Origin of the sequence: Streptomyces sp. NPDC020490 (assembly GCF_044335305.1) — a bacterium.
GTDB lineage: Bacteria > Actinomycetota > Actinomycetes > Streptomycetales > Streptomycetaceae > Streptomyces.
Map to the genome: position 1 here is coordinate 135,611 of NZ_JBIRUY010000016.1, position 18,364 is coordinate 153,974.

Sequence of the window (18,364 nt, forward strand, 5' to 3'; positions counted from 1 at the left end):
GATCAGGATGTCGATGCTGTCGGTCTGCCGGGTCAGCCGCCGGGCACTGGCGGGGTCTTGGCCGGTGAGGGTGACAGCCCCACGGTTCTGCTGCCGCTGGACACACGTACTCTGCGGCTGGGAGCGGTCGGCGGTGGCCGGCTGTCCCCGGCCGCGCCCCCGGCCCTGCGGCTGAGCCGTGGTCTGGAACGGATGGGCGAGTACAAGGGGTCGGGGTTCACCGAGCCGAAGTACCTGGTCCGCCGGGGTGACGGCCAGGTCATCCAGCTGTCGCGGCTGCTGTATCTGGTGGTGAGCGGTATTGACGGCACCCGTGACGCGGAGGCCGTCTCGCATTTCGTCAGCGCCCGCTACGGCGCGGAGGTCACCGCCGACAACGTGTGCTATCTCGTCGAGAACAAGCTCACTCCGCTGGGTGTGGTGGTCGCGGCGGATGCGGATTCCGACGAGGCCGACGGCCCGCGTTCGGACCTGCTGCTGGCGCTCAAGGGCCACCGGGTGATCTTCGGTGACCGGCAGGTGGCGCGGATCGCGGCCGCACTGGCGTGGCTGCACCGGCCGCTGGTCGTGGCGGTGGTCCTGGCCGCCACGCTGGCCATGGACGTGTGGCTGTTCGCGATCCACGGGGCGATGTCGCCCGTGCTGCGTGTTCTGGAACAACCGGTCTGGATGCTGATTGTCTTCTTCCTGACCGTGGCCTCGCTGGTCTTCCACGAGTTCGGGCATGCCTCGGCGTGCCGCTACAGCGGCGCCACGCCCGGGAAGATCGGCTGCGGCATTTTCCTGATCTGGCCGTCCATGTACACGGACGTCACGGACGTCTACCGCATCGGGCGGGGCGGCCGTCTGCGGACCGGTCTCGGCGGTGTCTACTTCAACGTCATCTTCATGCTGGTGCTCACCGCCGCGTACACGGCGACCGGGCAGCCCCTGTTTCTCGCGGCGGTCTATCTCGCGCATTTCGAGGTCCTCGAGCAGCTGATGCCGGCGGTGCGGCTGGACGGCTACTACATCCTGGGTGACCTGGCAGGTGTGCCGGACCTGTACGGCAAGGTCAAGCCGATCCTGCTCAGCATGGTGCCGGGCCGTCCGGTGCATCCCGAGGTCGCGGACCTCAAGCGCTCCGCCCGGGTCGTCGTCACCGTCTGGGTCGTCACCATGATCCCGCTCCTGGTGGCGGAGGTCGGCTACGTCCTGTGGAATCTGCCCCGCCTGCTCACCACGAGTCTGCGGTCCCTGGCCGACCAACTCACCGGCACGTACGCGGCGTTCGGCGACGGTCACTTCGGTGCGGGTGCGGTCGGTGTGATCGGCAGTCTCATGCTGGTCTTCCCGATGGCCGGAGGGGCCTACCTGGCAGTGCGGCTCGGCAGCCGTCTCGTTCGCAGCGCGGTGCGCGCCACCCACGGCAATACCCCGCTGCGGCTGCTGATCGCTGCCGTGGCGGTGGCGGGTGCCATGGTTCTGGCCGGGGCGTGGTGGCAGGGGGAGACCCCCCGGCCGCTTCCTCCCGCACCGCCGGCGGCTCCCGCTCTGCAGCCCGGTGTTCCCACCCAGCGCCCGACATCCTCCGCTGCGCACACGCCTCGGCCCGGCACTCCTTCTGCACAGGATTCCTCGGCGCCGCGCGGTACCACGGGACCCGGTCCTGCTGCCGGCGCCACGTCATCTCCCAGCGTGCACTCCCCATCAGCAGGCTTCACCGGGACGCCGTCGGCCTCGGCGGGCAGGGACACAACCGGACCGGTGAAGCCGGCCCCCAAGCCTTCTGCCGGCAGCCCGTCACCGACTGCGACCAGTGCCGCGCCGTCGGCGTCGGCCACCGACTCCGTTCCCCCGGCTGCCTCCTCACCCCCCGCGTCGGATGCCGATTCCACGGCGCCGCGCTGAAAGAACCGGGACCGACCCCGCTCACTCGGGTCCACCCCCACGAACCCTGCCCACCCCCCACCTCCCCCCACACCCCCACGCCCCCACCCCCCGCTGTTTCTGCGAAGAGGAACGGACAATGACCCACCGCAAACCACGCAAGAGTTCCGTCATGAAGACGGCTGCCCGCATCAGCATGGTGGCCACCGCCGGTATCGCCATGGCCGCGACGAGCACCACGGCGAGCGCGACCTCCGGAAACCTGTACATGCCTCGCGACATGGCCGCCGCCGTGGACATGGCCCGCACGCATGCCGACCGCATGCACGTCGACCAGTTCGACGAGTCCTTCCAGGTCCACGAGTTCGGGCCGCTGGTCGCGGTGACGGCGAACAACCGGGCCACGGCCGAGTCGGCGGGCTGCTCCCCGCTCGACCCGTGCCGGTCGGTCGCCCTGTCGTACCAGATCGTCACCACGGCCGGCCGCAACGCTCGGCTGATCAACGCCACGAACATCAGCCGGGCGGTCAACTACCACTGCGACAGTTGCCAGACCTTCTCCGGCGCCTACCAGTTCGTCGTCGCCACTCCGCAGAAACTCACGCTCAGCAGCGCCACCCGCGGCCGGCTCGACGACATCCACCGTGAGGTGGCCGCCCTGAGGGCGTCGAATCTGTCCATCTCCGAGGTCCAGAGGCGCGCCGATGCGTTGGCGCAGCAGGTCAAGACCATCCTCGACCGTGAAGTGGCCTCGGCTCCGCGCACCGCGAGCGGTGACCCGCTGGCCGACTTCATCCCCACGGTCACCCTGCACCGCCACGTGGCCTGACCGAAGACGCGGCTGCCGGGGCGGAGTCCTGTCAGCACCGCCCCGGCAGTCGTGAAACCGGCCGCACCGGCCGGCCCCGACCCAACGCTCGCTTCCTGTCCCCGAGAAAACCGCGTCCGAGAACGGAAGGATCATGCCCCGCCGCTATCCTCCCGCCCTGCGCCGCAGGGCTTTGGACCTGCTGTCCGAAGGGCAGTCCGCCAAAGAGGTCGCCATCGCACTCGAGATCGGCCGACAGACGGTGTACCGCTGGCGCCGCACGTATCTCCCCCACCCAGCTGACCGGCGCACTCGCTCCCATGCCATGGAGATCGGGGTCGCTCGTGCCCGTATCGCCGAGCTGGAGAACCAGCTGGTCATCCACCGCCGGTTCACCGAGTTGCTGAGCGATGTGGTGCCCCCAAAAGACGGTTCGAGATCATCGAGGTGATGGCGGCGGAGGGCCATCCGGTCCGCTCGACGGCTGCGCTCCTGCACATTTCGGAGTCCGGCTACTACTCCTGGCGTCGGCGCGGCCCCGCTCGCCGCTCGCTGCGTCAGGCCTGGCTGACCCGCCTCATCCTGACCATCTACAGATCCTCCGGCGGCGTGTACGGCTACCGCCGCATCCACTACGAGCTGAACCACCGCTACGGCCTCAGCGTCAGCCACGGAACTGTGGAAATGCTCATGCGCCAGGCAGGCATCCAGGGACAGCACGGCGCCCCACGGCTCATGCCGGCCCACTTCGAGGACTTCGGATCCCGGGAAGAAGCGGTGAATACCGCCGTCGCGGCCCCCGAAGGCCGGTGAACCGCTCACCGGACCGCGCATCGCCCCCGGAACGTGATCGCTCACATCGGAAAGAGAAGGACAGTCGTGGACATCACGCCTGAACTGCCCATCACGCCGCTGCTCCGGCAGCGCCTGCCGCAAGGAGACCTTCCTGCCGCCCAGGCCCACCAAGTGATGCTCTACTGCGCTCTGGACGCGGCCTGCGTTCCCCCGCTGCTGCGGGACGACGACGCCATCGCCACCATCGCGGAACTGGACTATCCAGCGGTCCGTGCTGTGATCGACTGGGTCAAATCGGCCGGCACCCGGTCCTACTGATGCGGTCTACCGCCCCCGATGTCTCCGCGATCACCTGACGTCGGCGTCGACTTCGTCCTCCGCGGCGCTGCGCAGGAGTGACTCGACCAGCACGGAAACATGCCTGCGGTCGGTGGAGCTGAGCTTTTGCACGCTGGCGATCAGGATCGCGACCTCCGGATCGGTGATTCCGGGGGTGTCCTCGAAGTACAGGTTCACCCCGCAGGCTTCGGCAGCGGCCCGGTGCACAGGAGCAACCGGCACCCCCAGTCCTTTGGCCAGCCCCTCCAAGGTGGTCTGCTGGGGCATCTGGGCCAGTCGTTCCGAGGTTGCCAAGTGGTGGACGGTCGAACGCGAGATGCCGCCGCGGCGGGCCACATCGCTGTAGGACCATCCGTGTTGCTTGAGTTGGTGCTTGATGAGTTCCTGCAGTGGGTTCGGCACTGCTCCGTCTTCCTGCTCAGAGGTCGCTTCCCTGTTCGGGTATCAGTGAGTTTAACGACCTGGTGCGATGTTGGTCTCGACCGCGTACCGTCAGATGCCGCTCACCGGGCCGTTCGTCCCACCCACGGACCCTGCCGGGAGCGGGGGAACGCACCACGCACGGACCAACGATCAGCTGATCGGAATGAAACGGGCCAGGGCCCGTCCGGCCCCGCGGGGCCGACACCTGCACGAGTCCTGCACGCGTCCGGCGCATTTCCGTTATGCGCGGTGCACGGCCGACGGGCCGGAAACGCCGGTCGGCCCCGAGCCGAGGCGCCGGTGCGCCGCCGCCCGGTGTCCGGGAACGGAGGCGGTAGCCGGCTGTCCGCCCGGCACCCGTGTCGCGCGCGGGTTCGGGGAAACCGGAAGGGCCGCTGCTCTTCCGGCTCATCCCTGCGCGGTGATCCCTTGTGCGGCGCGGGCCGCCCGGCCGTGCAGGACGGTGATCAAGTGGCCGACGACCCGGGCTCCGGCGTCAGAGTGCCGGCCGGGTGGAAAACGTCCACGTCTGCCTGTCCCGCGTCGAACTGATCTCGAACGGAGCGCCGGGTCGGTCCTCCACACTTCTCCCCAGCGGGCGCTCCCGCGTGTGAGGCCGCCGCGGAGGCCGGCGAGGGGAAGTACCCCGCTCACCGGCCCCGCGACGACCTCGAAAGTCATTCGAACCTCATTGCCGCCTCGGTACGCCGCTGACTCGCAGGAACCGAGGCGGCGGCCAGGGCGTGGCTCAGCCGCTCGGGAGTCAGCCGCTCAGCGCCTCGACGTTGGCGGCCCGGCGGGCGAACACCTCCTCCCGCCGGTCCGCCGCCTGCCGCAGGGCGTCGGCGCGGTCCCGCCGGGACAGCCGGTCCAGGTAGACCTGACCGTCGAGGTGGTCGGTCTCGTGCGCGAGGCAGCGGGCGAAGTACCCGGTGCCCTCGACGGTGACCGGTTCGCCGTGCTTGTCCAGCCCGTGCACCACCGCCCGGTCGGGCCGCGGCACGTTCATCACGGCGCCCGGGACGGAGAGGCACCCCTCGTGGTCGTCGAGCAGCCTGCGCGCGGCGGGGTCGAGCGGCTCCAGCACCGGGTTGACGAGGTGCCCTACGTGCCGGGCCCCGTCGTCGTCCGGGCAGTCGTAGACGAACAGCCGCAGGCCGACGCCGACCTGGTTCGCCGCCAGGCCGGCCCCTTCGGCGACGTACATGGTCAGGAACATGTCGTCGATGAGCGCGGCGAGATCCGGCCCGAACTCGGTGACGTCCCGGCACGGCTTGTGCAGGACCTCCTCACCCACCTCGGTGATCCGCCGCACCCGCCCGCGCCTTGCCTCGGGCGCGAGCGGCGGGTACGAGTCGACGGGCTTTCCCTGCACGAAGACACTGGGCATCGCTGTCTCTCCTGGTCGCGAGAACGCGGTGGAGGGACGACGGGGTCCCGGTCTGCCGGGGCCCCTCCCGTCCACCGAACCTCATGACAGCAGAGGACGCGCGCCCCGCGCAGGAGAACACCGGCCAGGAGCGGCGCGGGGGCGTCGGGGGTGCTCCGGGGCCGTTTTCGGGGCGCGCCGGAAGGGCCGCTGCCCCCGAGCGGCTGCGGCCCTTCCGTGCGTCGGTCGCGCTGCGCGGTCGCGCGCGGTCGTGCCGCGCGGTCGCGTCAGCGCTCGCGTGTGCGCCGGCGTCAGCGCTCGCGTGTGCGCCGGCGTCAGCGCTCGCGTCAGTGGTGTGCCGTCACAGCACCCGCACCGCGCCGGTCGGCGGGTCGTAGGACAGCGGCCGCTCGACGACGCCCGACGACGGGTTCTGCGCGCCGACGAACATGCCGCCGCCGACGTACACCGCGACGTGGTACGCGCTGCCCGCGCTGCCCCAGTACAGGATGTCCCCGGGCTGCAGGTTGCTGAGCGAGACCTGCGTGCCGACCGTCGACTGGTCCTGCGAGACCCGCGGCAGGCTGATGCCGACCTGCTTGAAGGCCGTCTGCACCAGGCCGGAGCAGTCGTAGGCGGACGGACCGGTGGCGCCGGAGACGTAGGCCTTGCCGACCTGAGCCTTGACGAAGTTGACGATGGCGGCGGCGGAACCGGTGGCCGTGGACGTCGACGTGCTGGTCGCGCTCGTCGTGGTGGCGGTGAGCGTGGGCCGCTCGGCGGTGCGCGAGGCGCGCTCGGCCGCGGCCTTGCGGGCGGCCTCCTGGGCGGCCTTCTTCTTGGCCGCGGCCTTCTGCTTCGCCTCCGCGAGGTCGGCCTTGGCCTGCTTCGCGGCCTTCGCGGCTGCCGCGTCACGCTCGGCCTGCAGCTGGTAGTTCGCGGCCGCCTGCTGCGTCGCGTCCGCGGACTGGGCGACCTGAGCGGCCAGGTCGGCCGTCAGGGTGGGCAGTTGCATGGTCTGCGTCGTCTCGGCTGCGCTCGCCGAGGCCGAAGCGCCCGCCGCCGCCATGCTGAGGACGCCACCGGCGACTCCGGCGCGCACCGCGATACTCGTCGTCGCGTTGCGGCGGGGTTTCCGGTGGCTGCGTATGTGAGCGGTGTGGGACATGGGTACAACCGGTATCAGGGGCTCCTCCATACCTTCAAGGAACGTGTGCTGCGCCACAGTTGTTCAACGGACGCCCCAAATCCCCCGTCCGTCACTCTTTATTGACGTCGTAACGGACATTGCGGACGCGACCCTTCAGGCCCGTGATCACGGCCTTTCGCCAATAAGCCCGAATTGCCCCGCGCCTACCATCGGTTGGGGCAGATGGCCAAGCCCGCTTTTCGGGCGGCCCTCATGGATGTGGCGGAGGTCACGCAACGATCACGGCGGCGGGTGCGTCCCGCGCCTGAATCACGGCTTGATCGCGGCCGGGTCACGACCCGGGCGCGCTCGTGAACGCGTGCACGCGTCCACATCGCACCCGCCGTCTCCCTCCGGGGTGTGAACGGCGCCTCTAGCAGCGCCTCGCGTCCAGCACCAATTTGCATGCAAGGGAATGCTCTTGATATGAGGGCGACCCCTGTGAGCTGCGCCGATGAACGAAAATGTCACCTCTGGTGATCACTCTGACGCATCTCGTACGAAGATCACGCCTGATCCGAGTTCATGATCCTTCGTCAGGTGGTGGAGATCACAAAGCTTGTGCAATACCCCGTGTCGCAGATCACAGACGGGCGGGCATAAGATGCGAGGCAGTTGGGCTTGTGACCTGCTTCACATGTTCGCGATCTTCGTCGGGACGGACGGGGTTCGTGGGACGGACGGGGTGGCCGCGGGCCCGGCATCGCCAGCAGTCAGTGCCGACTGAGAGGAGCGAGGAGCGGTGAACGCGTATGCGCCCATCCTCGTACTGGGAGCCCTCGGGGCAGGCTTTGCGATCTTCTCCGTGGTCATGGCCACGCTGATCGGTCCGAAGCGGTACAACCGGGCCAAGCTCGAGGCCTACGAGTGCGGTATCGAGCCGACCCCCACGCCGGCCGGCGGCGGGCGCTTCCCCATCAAGTACTACCTGACGGCGATGCTCTTCATCGTCTTCGACATCGAGATCGTCTTCCTCTACCCCTGGGCCGTCACCTTCGACGCCCTGGGGATTTTCGGGCTCGTGGAGATGCTGCTCTTCGTGCTCACCGTCTTCGTCGCCTACGCGTACGTGTGGCGGCGCGGCGGCCTGGAATGGGACTGAGGGGCCTTTACAGACATGGGACTCGAAGAAAAGCTGCCGAGCGGCTTCCTGCTGACCACCGTCGAACAGGCCGCGGGCTGGGTGCGCAAGGCGTCCGTCTTCCCCGCCACCTTCGGCCTCGCCTGCTGCGCCATCGAGATGATGACGACCGGCGCCGGCCGCTACGACCTGGCGCGCTTCGGCATGGAGGTCTTCCGCGGATCACCGCGCCAGGCCGACCTGATGATCGTCGCCGGCCGGGTCAGCCAGAAGATGGCGCCGGTGCTCAGGCAGGTCTACGACCAGATGCCGAACCCCAAGTGGGTCATCTCCATGGGCGTGTGCGCCTCGTCGGGCGGCATGTTCAACAACTACGCGATCGTGCAGGGCGTCGACCACATCGTCCCGGTCGACATCTATCTGCCCGGCTGCCCGCCGCGGCCCGAGATGCTGGTGGACGCCATCCTCAAGCTCCACCACAAGATCCAGACCTCCAAGCTCGGCGTGAACGCCGAGGAGGCCGCCCGTGAGGCGGAGGAGGCGGCGCTCAAGGCCCTGCCCACGATCGAGATGAAGGGGCTGCTGCGGTGAGCGACGCGAACGGCAACGGGGTCAACCCCGAGAAGGACCTCAGCGCCTCGAACCTCCCCGGCCGGCGCGGCCAGGGCGGCGAGGAGATCCGCGTCCAGCGCGGCATGTTCGGCGCCAACAACGGCGGCGACACCTCCGGCTACGGCGGCCTGGTCCGCTCGGTCCGACTCCCGGGACCGGCGAGCCGTCCCTACGGAGGCTGGTTCGACGAGGTCGCCGACGAACTCGAGGGCGCGCTGGAGGAGCAGGACCTGCTGCCCGCCAACGCGATCGAGAAGACGGTCGTCGACCGCGGTGAGCTGACCTTCCACATCGAGCGCGAGCACCTGGTCCGGGTCGCCCGCACCCTGCGCGACGACCCGGCCCTGCGCTTCGAGCTGTGCACCGGCGTCAGCGGCGTGCACTACCCGCACGACAAGGGCCGCGAGCTGCACGCCGTCTACCACCTGCGCTCGATCACCCACAACAGGCTGATCCGCCTGGAGGTCAGCGTCCCCGACAGCGACCCGCACATCCCGTCGCTGGTCCCCGTGTACCCCACGAACGACTGGCACGAGCGCGAGACCTACGACTTCTTCGGGATCGTCTTCGACGGTCACCCGGCCCTGACGCGGATCATGATGCCGGACGACTGGCAGGGCCACCCGCAGCGCAAGGACTACCCCCTCGGCGGCATCCCCGTCGAGTACAAGGGCGCCCAGATCCCGGCTCCGGACCAGCGGAGGTCGTACTCGTGAGTACTCAGTCAGCTTCGGCGCGCGAGACCACCGAAGGCACCGTCTACACGGTCACCGGTGGCGACTGGGACGAGGTCGTCCAGTCCGCGGCACGCGCCGACGACGAGCGCATCGTCGTCAACATGGGGCCCCAGCACCCGTCCACCCACGGGGTCCTCCGCCTGATCCTGGAGATCGACGGCGAGACGGTCACCGAGGCCCGCTGCGGCATCGGCTACCTCCACACCGGCATCGAGAAGAACCTCGAGTACCGGACCTGGACGCAGGGCACCACGTTCGTGACGCGCATGGACTACCTGACGTCCTTCTTCAACGAGACCGCGTACTGCCTGGCCGTCGAGAAGCTCCTCGGCATCGAGGACCAGATCAGCGAGCGGGCCAAGATCATCCGGGTGCTCCTGATGGAGCTGAACCGGATGTCCTCGCACCTGGTGTGCATCGCCACCGGCGGCATGGAACTCGGCGCCACCACGATCATGATCTACGGATTCCGTGATCGTGAAATGATTCTCGACCTCTACGAGCTCATCACGGGCCTGAGGATGAACCACGCGTACATCCGGCCCGGCGGACTCGCCCAGGACCTGCCGCCCGGCGCGGTGGACCAGATCCGCGAGTTCGTGAAGAAGATGAAGAAGAACCTCCCGGAGTACGACAAGCTCGCCACCGGGAACCCCATCTTCAAGGCCCGCATGCAGGACATCGGCTACCTCGACCTGGCCGGCTGCATGGCCCTGGGCGTCACGGGCCCCATCCTGCGCTCCACCGGCCTGCCGCACGACCTGCGCAAGTCCCAGCCGTACAGCGGTTACGAGACCTACGACTTCGACGTCCCGACCGCCGACACCTGCGACGCCTACGGCCGCTTCCTCATCCGCCTGGAGGAGATGCGGCAGTCGCTGCGGATCGTCGAGCAGTGCCTGGACCGGCTGCAGCCCGGCCCGGTCATGGTCGCCGACAAGAAGATCGCCTGGCCGGCCCAGCTCGCCCTGGGACCGGACGGACTGGGCAACTCCCTCGACCACATCAAGGAGATCATGGGCACCTCCATGGAGGCCCTGATCCACCACTTCAAGCTGGTCACCGAGGGCTTCCGGGTGCCGCCCGGGCAGGCGTACGTGGCGGTCGAGTCGGCCAAGGGCGAACTCGGCGCGCACGTCGTCTCCGACGGCGGCACCCGCCCCTACCGGGTCCACTTCCGCGACCCGTCCTTCACCAACCTGCAGGCCATGGCGGCGATGTGCGAGGGCGGCCAGGTCGCCGACGTCATCGTCGCCGTCGCGTCCATCGACCCCGTGATGGGAGGCGTCGACCGGTGAGCACCAGTTCCTCGGAGCAGGGCGTCAGCCTGGGCATGCCCCAACTGCCCGCCCCCGCCTACCCGGACGACGTACGCGAGCGGCTGGAGCGGGACGCCCGCGCCGTCATCGCCCGCTACCCGGACTCCCGGTCCGCGCTGCTGCCGCTGCTGCACCTCGTGCAGTCGGAGGAGGGCCACGTCACGCGCACCGGGATGCAGTTCTGCGCGGACGTGCTGGGACTGACCACGGCCGAGGTCACCGCGGTCGCCACCTTCTACACCATGTACCGGCGCAAGCCGAGCGGCGACTACCAGGTCGGCGTCTGCACCAACACGCTGTGCGCGGTGATGGGCGGCGACGCGATCTTCGAGGAGCTGCAGGAGCACCTCGGCGTCGGCAACGGCGAGACCACCGGCGACGGCAAGGTCACCCTGGAGCACATCGAGTGCAACGCGGCCTGCGACTACGCGCCGGTCGTGATGGTCAACTGGGAGTTCTTCGACAACCAGACCGTGGACAGCGCCAAGCGGCTCGTCGACGACCTGCGCGAAGGCAGGCCGGTCGACCCCACGCGCGGGGCGCGCCTGTGCACCTTCAAGGAGACCGCCCGGATCCTCGCCGGCTTCCCCGACGAGCGGCCCGGGGCCGTCGACGAGAGCGGCAGCGCCGGACCGGCGTCGCTGGCCGGTCTCCGCCTGGCCAAGGGTGAGGCGCCGCCCGCCCGCGTGGTCCATCCGCGCGACGGCGGCCCGCACGACACGGCCGTACACGAGCCGTCCCCGACCGAGCACCTCAGCTCGCACGACGCGCCGCACGACACGTCGGCCTCCGACCCTTCCCATTCGGCAGGGCCAGTCGCCGAGGAGGGGGAGTGATGACCTTGGCAGCCGAACTCACAGACACCAGCCCCGAGAAGCTGCTCGCACCCGTGCTGTCGGCCTTCTGGGACGAGGACAGGTCCTGGACGCTGGACGTCTACCGCAGGCACGAAGGGTACGAGGGGCTGCGCAAGGCGCTGGCCATGTCCCCGGACGACGTGATCGCGTACGTCAAGGAATCCGGGCTGCGCGGCCGCGGCGGCGCGGGATTCCCGACGGGAATGAAGTGGCAGTTCATCCCCCAGGGGGACGGAAAGCCGCACTATCTCGTTGTCAACGCCGACGAATCGGAGCCCGGGACGTGCAAGGACATCCCGCTCCTGTTCGCGAACCCGCACAGCCTCATCGAGGGCATCGTCATCGCGTGCTACGCCATCAGGTCGTCGCACGCCTTCATCTACCTGCGTGGTGAGGTCGTCCCCGTGCTGCGGCGGTTGCACGAGGCCGTGCGTGAGGCCTACGCGGCGGGCTACCTGGGCGAGAACATCCTGGGCAGCGGCATCGACCTCGACGTCACCGTGCACGCGGGCGCGGGCGCGTACATCTGCGGTGAGGAGACCGCGCTGCTCGACTCGCTCGAAGGCCGCCGGGGTCAACCGCGGCTGCGTCCTCCCTTCCCCGCCGTCGCGGGCCTGTACGCGTGCCCGACTGTGGTGAACAACGTCGAGTCGATCGCTTCGGTTCCCGCCATCATGAACAACGGCAAGGAATGGTTCAGGTCGATGGGCAGCGAGAAGTCCCCGGGCTTCACGCTCTACTCGCTCAGCGGCCACGTGGCCAACCCCGGCCAGTACGAGGCGCCGCTCGGCGTCACGCTCCGCCAGCTGCTCGACCTGAGCGGCGGCATGCGGCCGGGCCACCGCCTGAAGTTCTGGACGCCGGGCGGCTCCTCGACGCCGCTGCTCACCGACGAGCACCTCGACGTCCCCCTCGACTACGAGGGAGTGGGCGCCGCCGGCTCCATGCTCGGCACCAAGGCCCTGCAGTGCTTCGACGAGACGACCTGCGTCGTGCGCGCCGTCACCCGCTGGACCGAGTTCTACGCCCACGAGTCCTGCGGCAAGTGCACGCCCTGCCGCGAGGGCACCTACTGGCTCGTGCAGCTGATGCGCGACATCGAGGCCGGCAAGGGCCGGATGTCCGACCTCGACAAGCTCAACGACATCGCCGACAACATCAACGGCAAGGCCTTCTGCGCCCTCGGCGACGGTGCCGCCTCGCCGATCTTCTCCTCGCTCAAGCACTTCCGCGAGGAGTACGAGCAGCACATCACGGGCCGCGGCTGCCCCTTCGACCCGGCCAAGTCGACGGCCTGGGCCGACCGCACGGAGGTGAACGCATGACCGTGACCAGCAGCACTCCCGCGGGCGGGGGAGAAGCGGCGGTCCCGCCGGAAGATCTCGTCACGGTGACGATCGACGGCATCGAGATCAGCGTGCCCAAGGGCACCCTGGTCATCCGCGCCGCCGAGCAGCTCGGCATCGAGGTCCCCCGCTTCTGCGACCACCCCCTCCTCGACCCGGTCGGCGCCTGCCGCCAGTGCATCGTCGAGGTCGAGGGCCAGCGCAAGCCGATGGCGTCCTGCACCACCACGTGCACCGACGGCATGGTGGTCAAGACCCAGCTCACGTCGCCGGTCGCCGAGAAGTCCCAGCACGGGGTGATGGAGTTCCTCCTCATCAACCACCCGCTGGACTGCCCGGTCTGCGACAAGGGCGGCGAGTGCCCGCTGCAGAACCAGGCGATGTCGCACGGCAACGCCGAGTCCCGCTTCGACGGGAAGAAGCGCACCTACGAGAAGCCGGTGCCGATCTCCACGCAGGTGCTGCTCGACCGTGAGCGGTGCGTGCTGTGCGCCCGGTGCACCCGCTTCTCCACCCAGATCGCGGGCGACCCGATGATCGAACTGCTCGAGCGGGGCGCGCTGCAGCAGGTCGGCACCGGCGAGGGCGACCCCTTCGAGTCCTACTTCTCCGGCAACACCATCCAGATCTGCCCGGTCGGCGCGCTGACCTCGGCGGCGTACCGCTTCCGCGCCCGCCCCTTCGACCTGATCTCCTCGCCGTCGGTGTGCGAGCACTGCTCCGGCGGCTGCGCCACCCGCACCGACCACCGGCGCGGCAAGGTCATGCGGCGGCTCGCCGCCAACGACCCCGAGGTCAACGAGGAGTGGATCTGCGACAAGGGCCGCTTCGCGTTCCGCTACGCGCAGCAGCCGGACCGGCTCACCACGCCCCTGGTGCGCAACGCGGAGGGCGACCTGGAACCGGCCTCCTGGCCGGAGGCGCTGCAGATCGCGGCGCAGGGACTGCTCGCCTCCCGCGGCCGGACCGGCGTCCTCACCGGTGGCCGGCTGACCATCGAGGACGCCTACGCGTACAGCAAGTTCGCGCGCGTGGCGCTCGACACCAACGACATCGACTTCCGCGCGCGCGTGCACAGCGGCGAGGAGGCCGACTTCCTGGCGTCCCGCATCGCCGGACACGGCCGAGACATCGACGGCACGGGCGTCACGTACACCGCGCTGGAGAAGGCGCCCGCCGTCCTGCTGGTCGGGTTCGAGTCCGAGGAGGAGGCGCCCGGCGTCTTCCTGCGGCTGCGCAAGGCCTGGCGCAAGCACGGGCAGAAGGTGTTCGCGCTGGCCACGCACGCCACCCGCGGCCTGGAGAAGGCCGGCGGCACGCTGCTGCCGGCGGCTCCCGGCACCGAGACCGAGTGGCTGGACGCCCTCGCCAGCGGGATCGGCGTGGAGGGCCCCGGCGCACAGGCGGCCGAGGCGCTGCGCGCCGAGGGCGCGGTGATCGTCGTCGGCGAGCGGCTGGCCGCCGTGGCGGGCGGCCTGACCGCCGCGGTGCGGGCCGCCGCGGCGACCGGCGCCCGGCTGACGTGGATCCCGCGCCGGGCCGGTGAGCGCGGCGCCGTCGAGGCCGGCGCGCTGCCGTCGCTGCTGCCGGGCGGTCGCCCGGCCACCGACCCGCGCGCGCGTGAGGAGGTCGCCGCCCTCTGGGGCGTCGCCGCACTCCCGCACCGCTACGGCCGCGACACCGGCGAGATCGTCGAGGCCGCCGCCGCCGGCGAGCTGCAGGCCCTGCTGGTCGCCGGCGTCGAGGTCGCCGACCTGCCCGACCCGGCACGCGCGCGTGCGGCGCTCGCGGAGGCCGGGTTCGTGGTGTCGCTGGAACTGCGGCCCGGCGAGGTCACCGAGCACGCGGACGTCGTGCTCCCGGTCGCCGCCGTCGCCGAGAAGGCCGGCACCTTCCTCAACTGGGAAGGACGGGCGCGCTCCTTCGAGGCCGCGCTCAAGCCCGACCAGATGACCCGCCGCCTCGCGCCCACCGACGCGCGCGTGCTGCAGATGCTCGCCGACGCCATGGACGTGCACCTGGGCCTGCCCGACCTGCGTACCGTGCGCGCCGAACTGGACCGGCTCGGCGCCTGGGACGGGCCGCGGTCCACCGACCCGCAGCACAGCGCGGCCGTGCTGCCGCGGCCCGCCGCCGGGGAGGCCGTGCTCGCCGGCCACCGTCTCCTGCTCGACCGAGGCGTCCTGCAGGAGGGCGACGAGGCGCTCGCCGGGACCCGGCACGCCGCCCACGCGCGCGTGTCGGCCGCCACGGCCGCCGAGGCCGGCGTCAAGGACGGCGACCTGCTCGCCGTGACCGGCCCCTCCGGAGCCGTCGAACTCCCGCTGGAGATCACGGAGATGCCCGACCGCGTGGTCTGGCTCCCGCTGAACTCCGCGGGCGGGGGCGTCGCCTCCGACACCGGGGCGCTGCCCGGCGCCCTCGTCCGCATCGGCCCGGCGACGCTGACCGCCGAAGCCCCCAAGGAGGTGGAGGCATGAGCCCGTACCTCGCCGCTGAAGACCTCTCGATGTTCGGCCGCGACCCGTGGTGGCTGGTCGTCGTCAAGGCGGTGTTCTGCTTCGCCTTCGTGATGCTGACCGTGCTGTTGTCCATCGTCTGGGAACGCAAGGTCGTCGCCTGGATGCAGCTGCGCATCGGCCCCAACCGGAACGGCCCCTGGGGCATGCTCCAGTCGCTCGCCGACGGCGTGAAGCTGATGCTGAAGGAAGACATCATCGTCAAGCGCGCGGACCGGGTGGTCTACATCCTCGCGCCGATCGTCGCGGCCGTCCCGGCCTTCATGGCGGTCGCGGTGATCCCCTTCGGCCCGGCCGACAACGAGATCTCGATCTTCGGCCACCGCACCACGATGCAGCTGACCGACCTGCCGATCGCGATGCTCTACATCCTCGCGGTCGCCTCGGTCGGCATCTACGGCATCGTCCTCGCGGGCTGGAGCTCCGGCTCCACCTACCCGCTGCTGGGCGGCCTGCGCTCGTGCGCGCAGATGATCTCCTACGAGATCGCCATGGGCGCCGCCTTCGCCTCCGTGTTCCTCTACTCCGGCTCGATGTCGACGTCGACGATCGTCGAGCAGCAGCAGGACCGCTGGTACATCGTCCTGCTGCCGGTCTCCTTCATCCTCTACGTCGTCACGATGGTGGGCGAGACCAACCGCGCCCCCTTCGACATGCCGGAGTCCGAGGGCGACCTGGTCGGCGGCTTCAACACCGAGTACTCGTCGATCAAGTTCGCGATGTTCATGCTCGCCGAGTACGTCAACATGGTGACCGTCTCCGCCGTGTCCACCACGCTGTTCCTCGGCGGCTGGCGGGCCCCCTGGCCCATCAGCACCTTCTGGGAGGGCGCGAACCACGGCTGGTGGCCGATGCTGTGGTTCACCGTCAAGGTCCAGCTGCTGCTGTTCTTCTTCATCTGGCTGCGCGGCACGCTCCCGCGGGTCCGCTACGACCAGCTGATGAAGCTCGGCTGGAAGGTCCTCATCCCCGTCTCCGTGGTCTGGCTGATGCTGGTCGCGACCGTGCGGGCGCTGCGGAACGAGAACTACGACTTCGCCGACATCGCCCTCTACATCGGCGGCGGCGTCCTCGCCCTGCTCCTGCTGTCCTTCGTCGCCGACATGTTCCGCGAGAAGGCGAAGGCGGCCGAGCAGCCCGCCGAGGAGCCGGCCGCGTTCGACCCGCTGGCCGGCGGATTCCCGGTACCGCCGCTGCCGGGTCAGGAGCTGCCGCCGGTGCCCAGGCGCCGTTCGCAGCGTGAGCGAGAGCTCATTGTCAGTGGCGGACCGGATACTCCCAGTGACGGATCTTCGGATGGAAGGGAGGCGTCCGATGGCTGAGGAGCCCAAGGAGACCAAGCCCGGTTTCATGAACCCCGTGGCCGGCTTCGGCGTGACCTTCAAGGCCATGTTCAAGAAGCGGCTGACCGAGCAGTACCCGGAGCAGCAGAAGACCACGGCTCCGCGGTTCCACGGACGGCACCAGCTCAACCGCCATCCGGACGGCCTGGAGAAGTGCGTCGGCTGCGAGCTGTGCGCCTGGGCCTGCCCCGCCGACGCCATCTACGTGGAGGGCGCGGACAACACCGACGAGGAGCGCTACTCGCCGGGCGAGCGGTACGGCCGCGTCTACCAGATCAACTACGCCCGCTGCATCCTGTGCGGCCTGTGCATCGAGGCGTGCCCCACCCGCGCGCTGACCATGACCAACCAGTTCGAGCTGGCCGACTCCAGCCGCGCCAACCTCATCTACACCAAGGAACAGCTGCTCGCCGGCCTGGAAGAGGGCATGGTCGACACCCCGCACGCGATCTACCCGGGGATGGACGAGCAGGACTACTACCGCGGCCTGGTGACCGAGGCCGCACCCGGCACGGAACGCCAGGTCGCCCGCTCCAAGGGCGAGGTCGCGCAGGAGGCCGACTCGACCTCCGGCGAGAGCGAACCGGCGTCGGAGAAGGTGATCGGCCGATGACCGCGCAGCTCGCCGCCTACTCCACCTCCACCGGAGAGGCCTTCCAGTTCTGGGTGCTCGGCACGGTCGCCGTGCTCGGCGCCCTGGGCACCGTCTTCATGAAGCGGGCCGTGCACAGCGCCCTGTCGCTGGCCGGCACCATGATCGTCCTGGCGGTGTTCTACCTCGCCAACGGCGCCTACTTCCTGGGCGTCGTGCAGATCGTCGTCTACACCGGCGCGATCATGATGCTCTTCCTGTTCGTGGTGATGCTCGTCGGCGTCACCGCGGCGGACTCCCTGAAGGAGACCATCAAGGGCCAGCGCTGGCTGGCCCTGCTGTGCGGACTCGGCTTCGGCATCCTGCTGATCGCCGGGATCGGCAACGCCTCCCTGACGGAGTTCGACGGCCTCGCCGAGGCGAACGGCAACGGCAACGTGCAGGGCCTGGCCGCCCTCATCTTCACCAAGTACGTCTTCGCCTTCGAGATCACCGGCGCCCTGCTGATCACCGCAACCGTCGGCGCCATGGTGCTCACCCACCGGGAGCGCACCGAGCGCGCCAAGACCCAGCGCGAGCTGTCCGAGCAGCGCGTCCGGGAGGGCAAGCACGTCCCGCCGCTGCCGGCGCCCGGCGTGTACGCCCGGCACAACGCCGTCGACATCGCGGGCCTGCTGCCCGACGGCACCCCGTCCGACCTCACGGTCAGCAAGACGCTGCGCGAGCGCGGCCAGATCCGCGACGTGTCGGCGGACGCGCTCAACGACCTGCGGGCGCTGGAACAGCGCGCCGAGGAGCGGCTGGAGCGGACCGCGATCGAACCGGCCACCTTCAAGCGGGAGGAGGCGTCGAAGTGAACCCGGTCAACTACCTCTACCTTTCCGCCCTGTTGTTCACGATCGGCGCCACCGGCGTGCTGATCAGGCGCAACGCGATCGTCGTGTTCATGTGCATCGAGCTGATGCTGAACGCCTGCAACCTCGCGTTCGTCACCTTCTCCCGGATGCACGGCAATCTCGACGGCCAGATCATCGCCTTCTTCACGATGGTCGTCGCCGCCGCGGAGGTCGTGGTCGGGCTCGCGATCATCGTGTCGCTGTTCCGTTCCCGCCACTCGGCCTCGGTCGACGACGCCAGCCTGATGAAGCTCTGAGGGGTCGCTGAAT

At 69.8% G+C, this 18,364-nt stretch carries 19 protein-coding genes; 16 read left to right on the forward strand and 3 right to left on the reverse strand.

Annotated features, from left to right (window positions below; translation table 11 throughout):
• The first annotated feature begins 57 nt into the window (after positions 1–57).
• From ACH4ZX_RS18895 to ACH4ZX_RS18915, 5 genes are all read left to right on the forward strand, one after another.
• Positions 58–1,890, forward strand: a complete 1,833-nt coding sequence (locus ACH4ZX_RS18895; protein WP_398273550.1) for a hypothetical protein — start codon at positions 58–60, stop codon at positions 1,888–1,890.
• 151 nt (positions 1,891–2,041) lie between these two features.
• Positions 2,042–2,698 (forward strand): hypothetical protein, encoded by a 657-nt coding sequence (locus ACH4ZX_RS18900; protein WP_398273553.1) that lies wholly within the window; start codon positions 2,042–2,044, stop codon positions 2,696–2,698.
• Between the two features lie 133 nt (positions 2,699–2,831).
• Positions 2,832–3,128 carry a transposase gene (locus ACH4ZX_RS18905; protein WP_398273556.1) on the forward strand — a complete coding sequence of 99 codons (297 nt, stop codon included), beginning with the start codon at positions 2,832–2,834 and terminating at the stop codon, positions 3,126–3,128.
• A complete protein-coding gene (locus tag ACH4ZX_RS18910; RefSeq protein WP_398273559.1) occupies positions 3,128–3,490 on the forward strand; it encodes an IS3 family transposase in 363 nt (120 codons plus the stop codon). The genes ACH4ZX_RS18905 and ACH4ZX_RS18910 overlap by 1 nt, the downstream gene beginning before the upstream one ends.
• A 66-nt stretch (positions 3,491–3,556) precedes the next feature.
• Positions 3,557–3,790, forward strand: a complete 234-nt coding sequence (locus ACH4ZX_RS18915; RefSeq protein ID WP_398273562.1) for a hypothetical protein — start codon at positions 3,557–3,559, stop codon at positions 3,788–3,790.
• 30 nt (positions 3,791–3,820) lie between these two features.
• On the opposite strand, the gene ACH4ZX_RS18920 is transcribed toward ACH4ZX_RS18915, so the two are convergent.
• The 3 genes from ACH4ZX_RS18920 to ACH4ZX_RS18930 form a co-directional block, all read right to left on the reverse strand.
• The gene (locus tag ACH4ZX_RS18920) at positions 3,821–4,213 is read right to left on the reverse strand and encodes a helix-turn-helix domain-containing protein (RefSeq protein WP_398273565.1); all 393 of its coding nucleotides are present in this window, start codon (positions 4,211–4,213) and stop codon (positions 3,821–3,823) included.
• A gap of 784 nt (positions 4,214–4,997) precedes the next feature.
• Positions 4,998–5,624 carry a peptide deformylase gene (gene def, locus ACH4ZX_RS18925; RefSeq protein ID WP_398273568.1) on the reverse strand — a complete coding sequence of 209 codons (627 nt, stop codon included), beginning with the start codon at positions 5,622–5,624 and terminating at the stop codon, positions 4,998–5,000.
• Positions 5,625–5,964: 340 nt separating this feature from the next.
• On the reverse strand, positions 5,965–6,771 hold the full coding sequence (locus tag ACH4ZX_RS18930) for a C40 family peptidase (protein WP_398273571.1): 807 nt from the start codon (positions 6,769–6,771) through the stop codon (positions 5,965–5,967).
• A 763-nt stretch (positions 6,772–7,534) separates the two neighbouring features.
• Here ACH4ZX_RS18930 and ACH4ZX_RS18935 point away from each other — a divergent pair.
• Genes ACH4ZX_RS18935 through nuoK form a run of 11 tightly spaced genes read left to right on the forward strand, consistent with a single transcriptional unit; the run spans position 7,535 to position 18,351 of the window.
• Positions 7,535–7,894 carry an NADH-quinone oxidoreductase subunit A gene (locus ACH4ZX_RS18935; RefSeq protein ID WP_003992243.1) on the forward strand — a complete coding sequence of 120 codons (360 nt, stop codon included), beginning with the start codon at positions 7,535–7,537 and terminating at the stop codon, positions 7,892–7,894.
• 15 nt (positions 7,895–7,909) lie between these two features.
• Positions 7,910–8,464, forward strand: a complete 555-nt coding sequence (locus ACH4ZX_RS18940; RefSeq protein ID WP_324786313.1) for an NADH-quinone oxidoreductase subunit B family protein — start codon at positions 7,910–7,912, stop codon at positions 8,462–8,464.
• Positions 8,461–9,201: an NADH-quinone oxidoreductase subunit C gene (locus ACH4ZX_RS18945; RefSeq protein WP_360751589.1), complete on the forward strand. Its 741-nt coding sequence runs from the start codon at positions 8,461–8,463 to the stop codon at positions 9,199–9,201. Before ACH4ZX_RS18940 ends, ACH4ZX_RS18945 begins: the two co-directional genes overlap by 4 nt.
• Positions 9,198–10,520 (forward strand): NADH-quinone oxidoreductase subunit D, encoded by a 1,323-nt coding sequence (locus ACH4ZX_RS18950; RefSeq protein ID WP_398273576.1) that lies wholly within the window; start codon positions 9,198–9,200, stop codon positions 10,518–10,520. The genes ACH4ZX_RS18945 and ACH4ZX_RS18950 overlap by 4 nt, the downstream gene beginning before the upstream one ends.
• Positions 10,517–11,377: an NADH-quinone oxidoreductase subunit NuoE gene (nuoE, locus tag ACH4ZX_RS18955; RefSeq protein WP_398273579.1), complete on the forward strand. Its 861-nt coding sequence runs from the start codon at positions 10,517–10,519 to the stop codon at positions 11,375–11,377. The genes ACH4ZX_RS18950 and nuoE overlap by 4 nt, the downstream gene beginning before the upstream one ends.
• The gene (nuoF, locus tag ACH4ZX_RS18960) at positions 11,374–12,723 is read left to right on the forward strand and encodes an NADH-quinone oxidoreductase subunit NuoF (RefSeq protein ID WP_324786308.1); all 1,350 of its coding nucleotides are present in this window, start codon (positions 11,374–11,376) and stop codon (positions 12,721–12,723) included. The genes nuoE and nuoF overlap by 4 nt, the downstream gene beginning before the upstream one ends.
• Positions 12,720–15,224 carry an NADH-quinone oxidoreductase subunit G gene (locus ACH4ZX_RS18965; protein WP_398273582.1) on the forward strand — a complete coding sequence of 835 codons (2,505 nt, stop codon included), beginning with the start codon at positions 12,720–12,722 and terminating at the stop codon, positions 15,222–15,224. Before nuoF ends, ACH4ZX_RS18965 begins: the two co-directional genes overlap by 4 nt.
• The gene (nuoH, locus tag ACH4ZX_RS18970; RefSeq protein WP_398273585.1) at positions 15,221–16,585 is read left to right on the forward strand and encodes an NADH-quinone oxidoreductase subunit NuoH; all 1,365 of its coding nucleotides are present in this window, start codon (positions 15,221–15,223) and stop codon (positions 16,583–16,585) included. Before ACH4ZX_RS18965 ends, nuoH begins: the two co-directional genes overlap by 4 nt.
• Entirely contained in the window at positions 16,578–17,219 is a 642-nt protein-coding gene (nuoI, locus tag ACH4ZX_RS18975; RefSeq protein WP_398273588.1) for an NADH-quinone oxidoreductase subunit NuoI, read from the forward strand. The genes nuoH and nuoI overlap by 8 nt, the downstream gene beginning before the upstream one ends.
• Positions 17,216–18,055, forward strand: a complete 840-nt coding sequence (locus ACH4ZX_RS18980; RefSeq protein WP_398273591.1) for an NADH-quinone oxidoreductase subunit J — start codon at positions 17,216–17,218, stop codon at positions 18,053–18,055. The genes nuoI and ACH4ZX_RS18980 overlap by 4 nt, the downstream gene beginning before the upstream one ends.
• Positions 18,052–18,351, forward strand: a complete 300-nt coding sequence (gene nuoK, locus ACH4ZX_RS18985) for an NADH-quinone oxidoreductase subunit NuoK (RefSeq protein ID WP_242779136.1) — start codon at positions 18,052–18,054, stop codon at positions 18,349–18,351. The genes ACH4ZX_RS18980 and nuoK overlap by 4 nt, the downstream gene beginning before the upstream one ends.
• Positions 18,352–18,364: the final 13 nt, after the last annotated feature.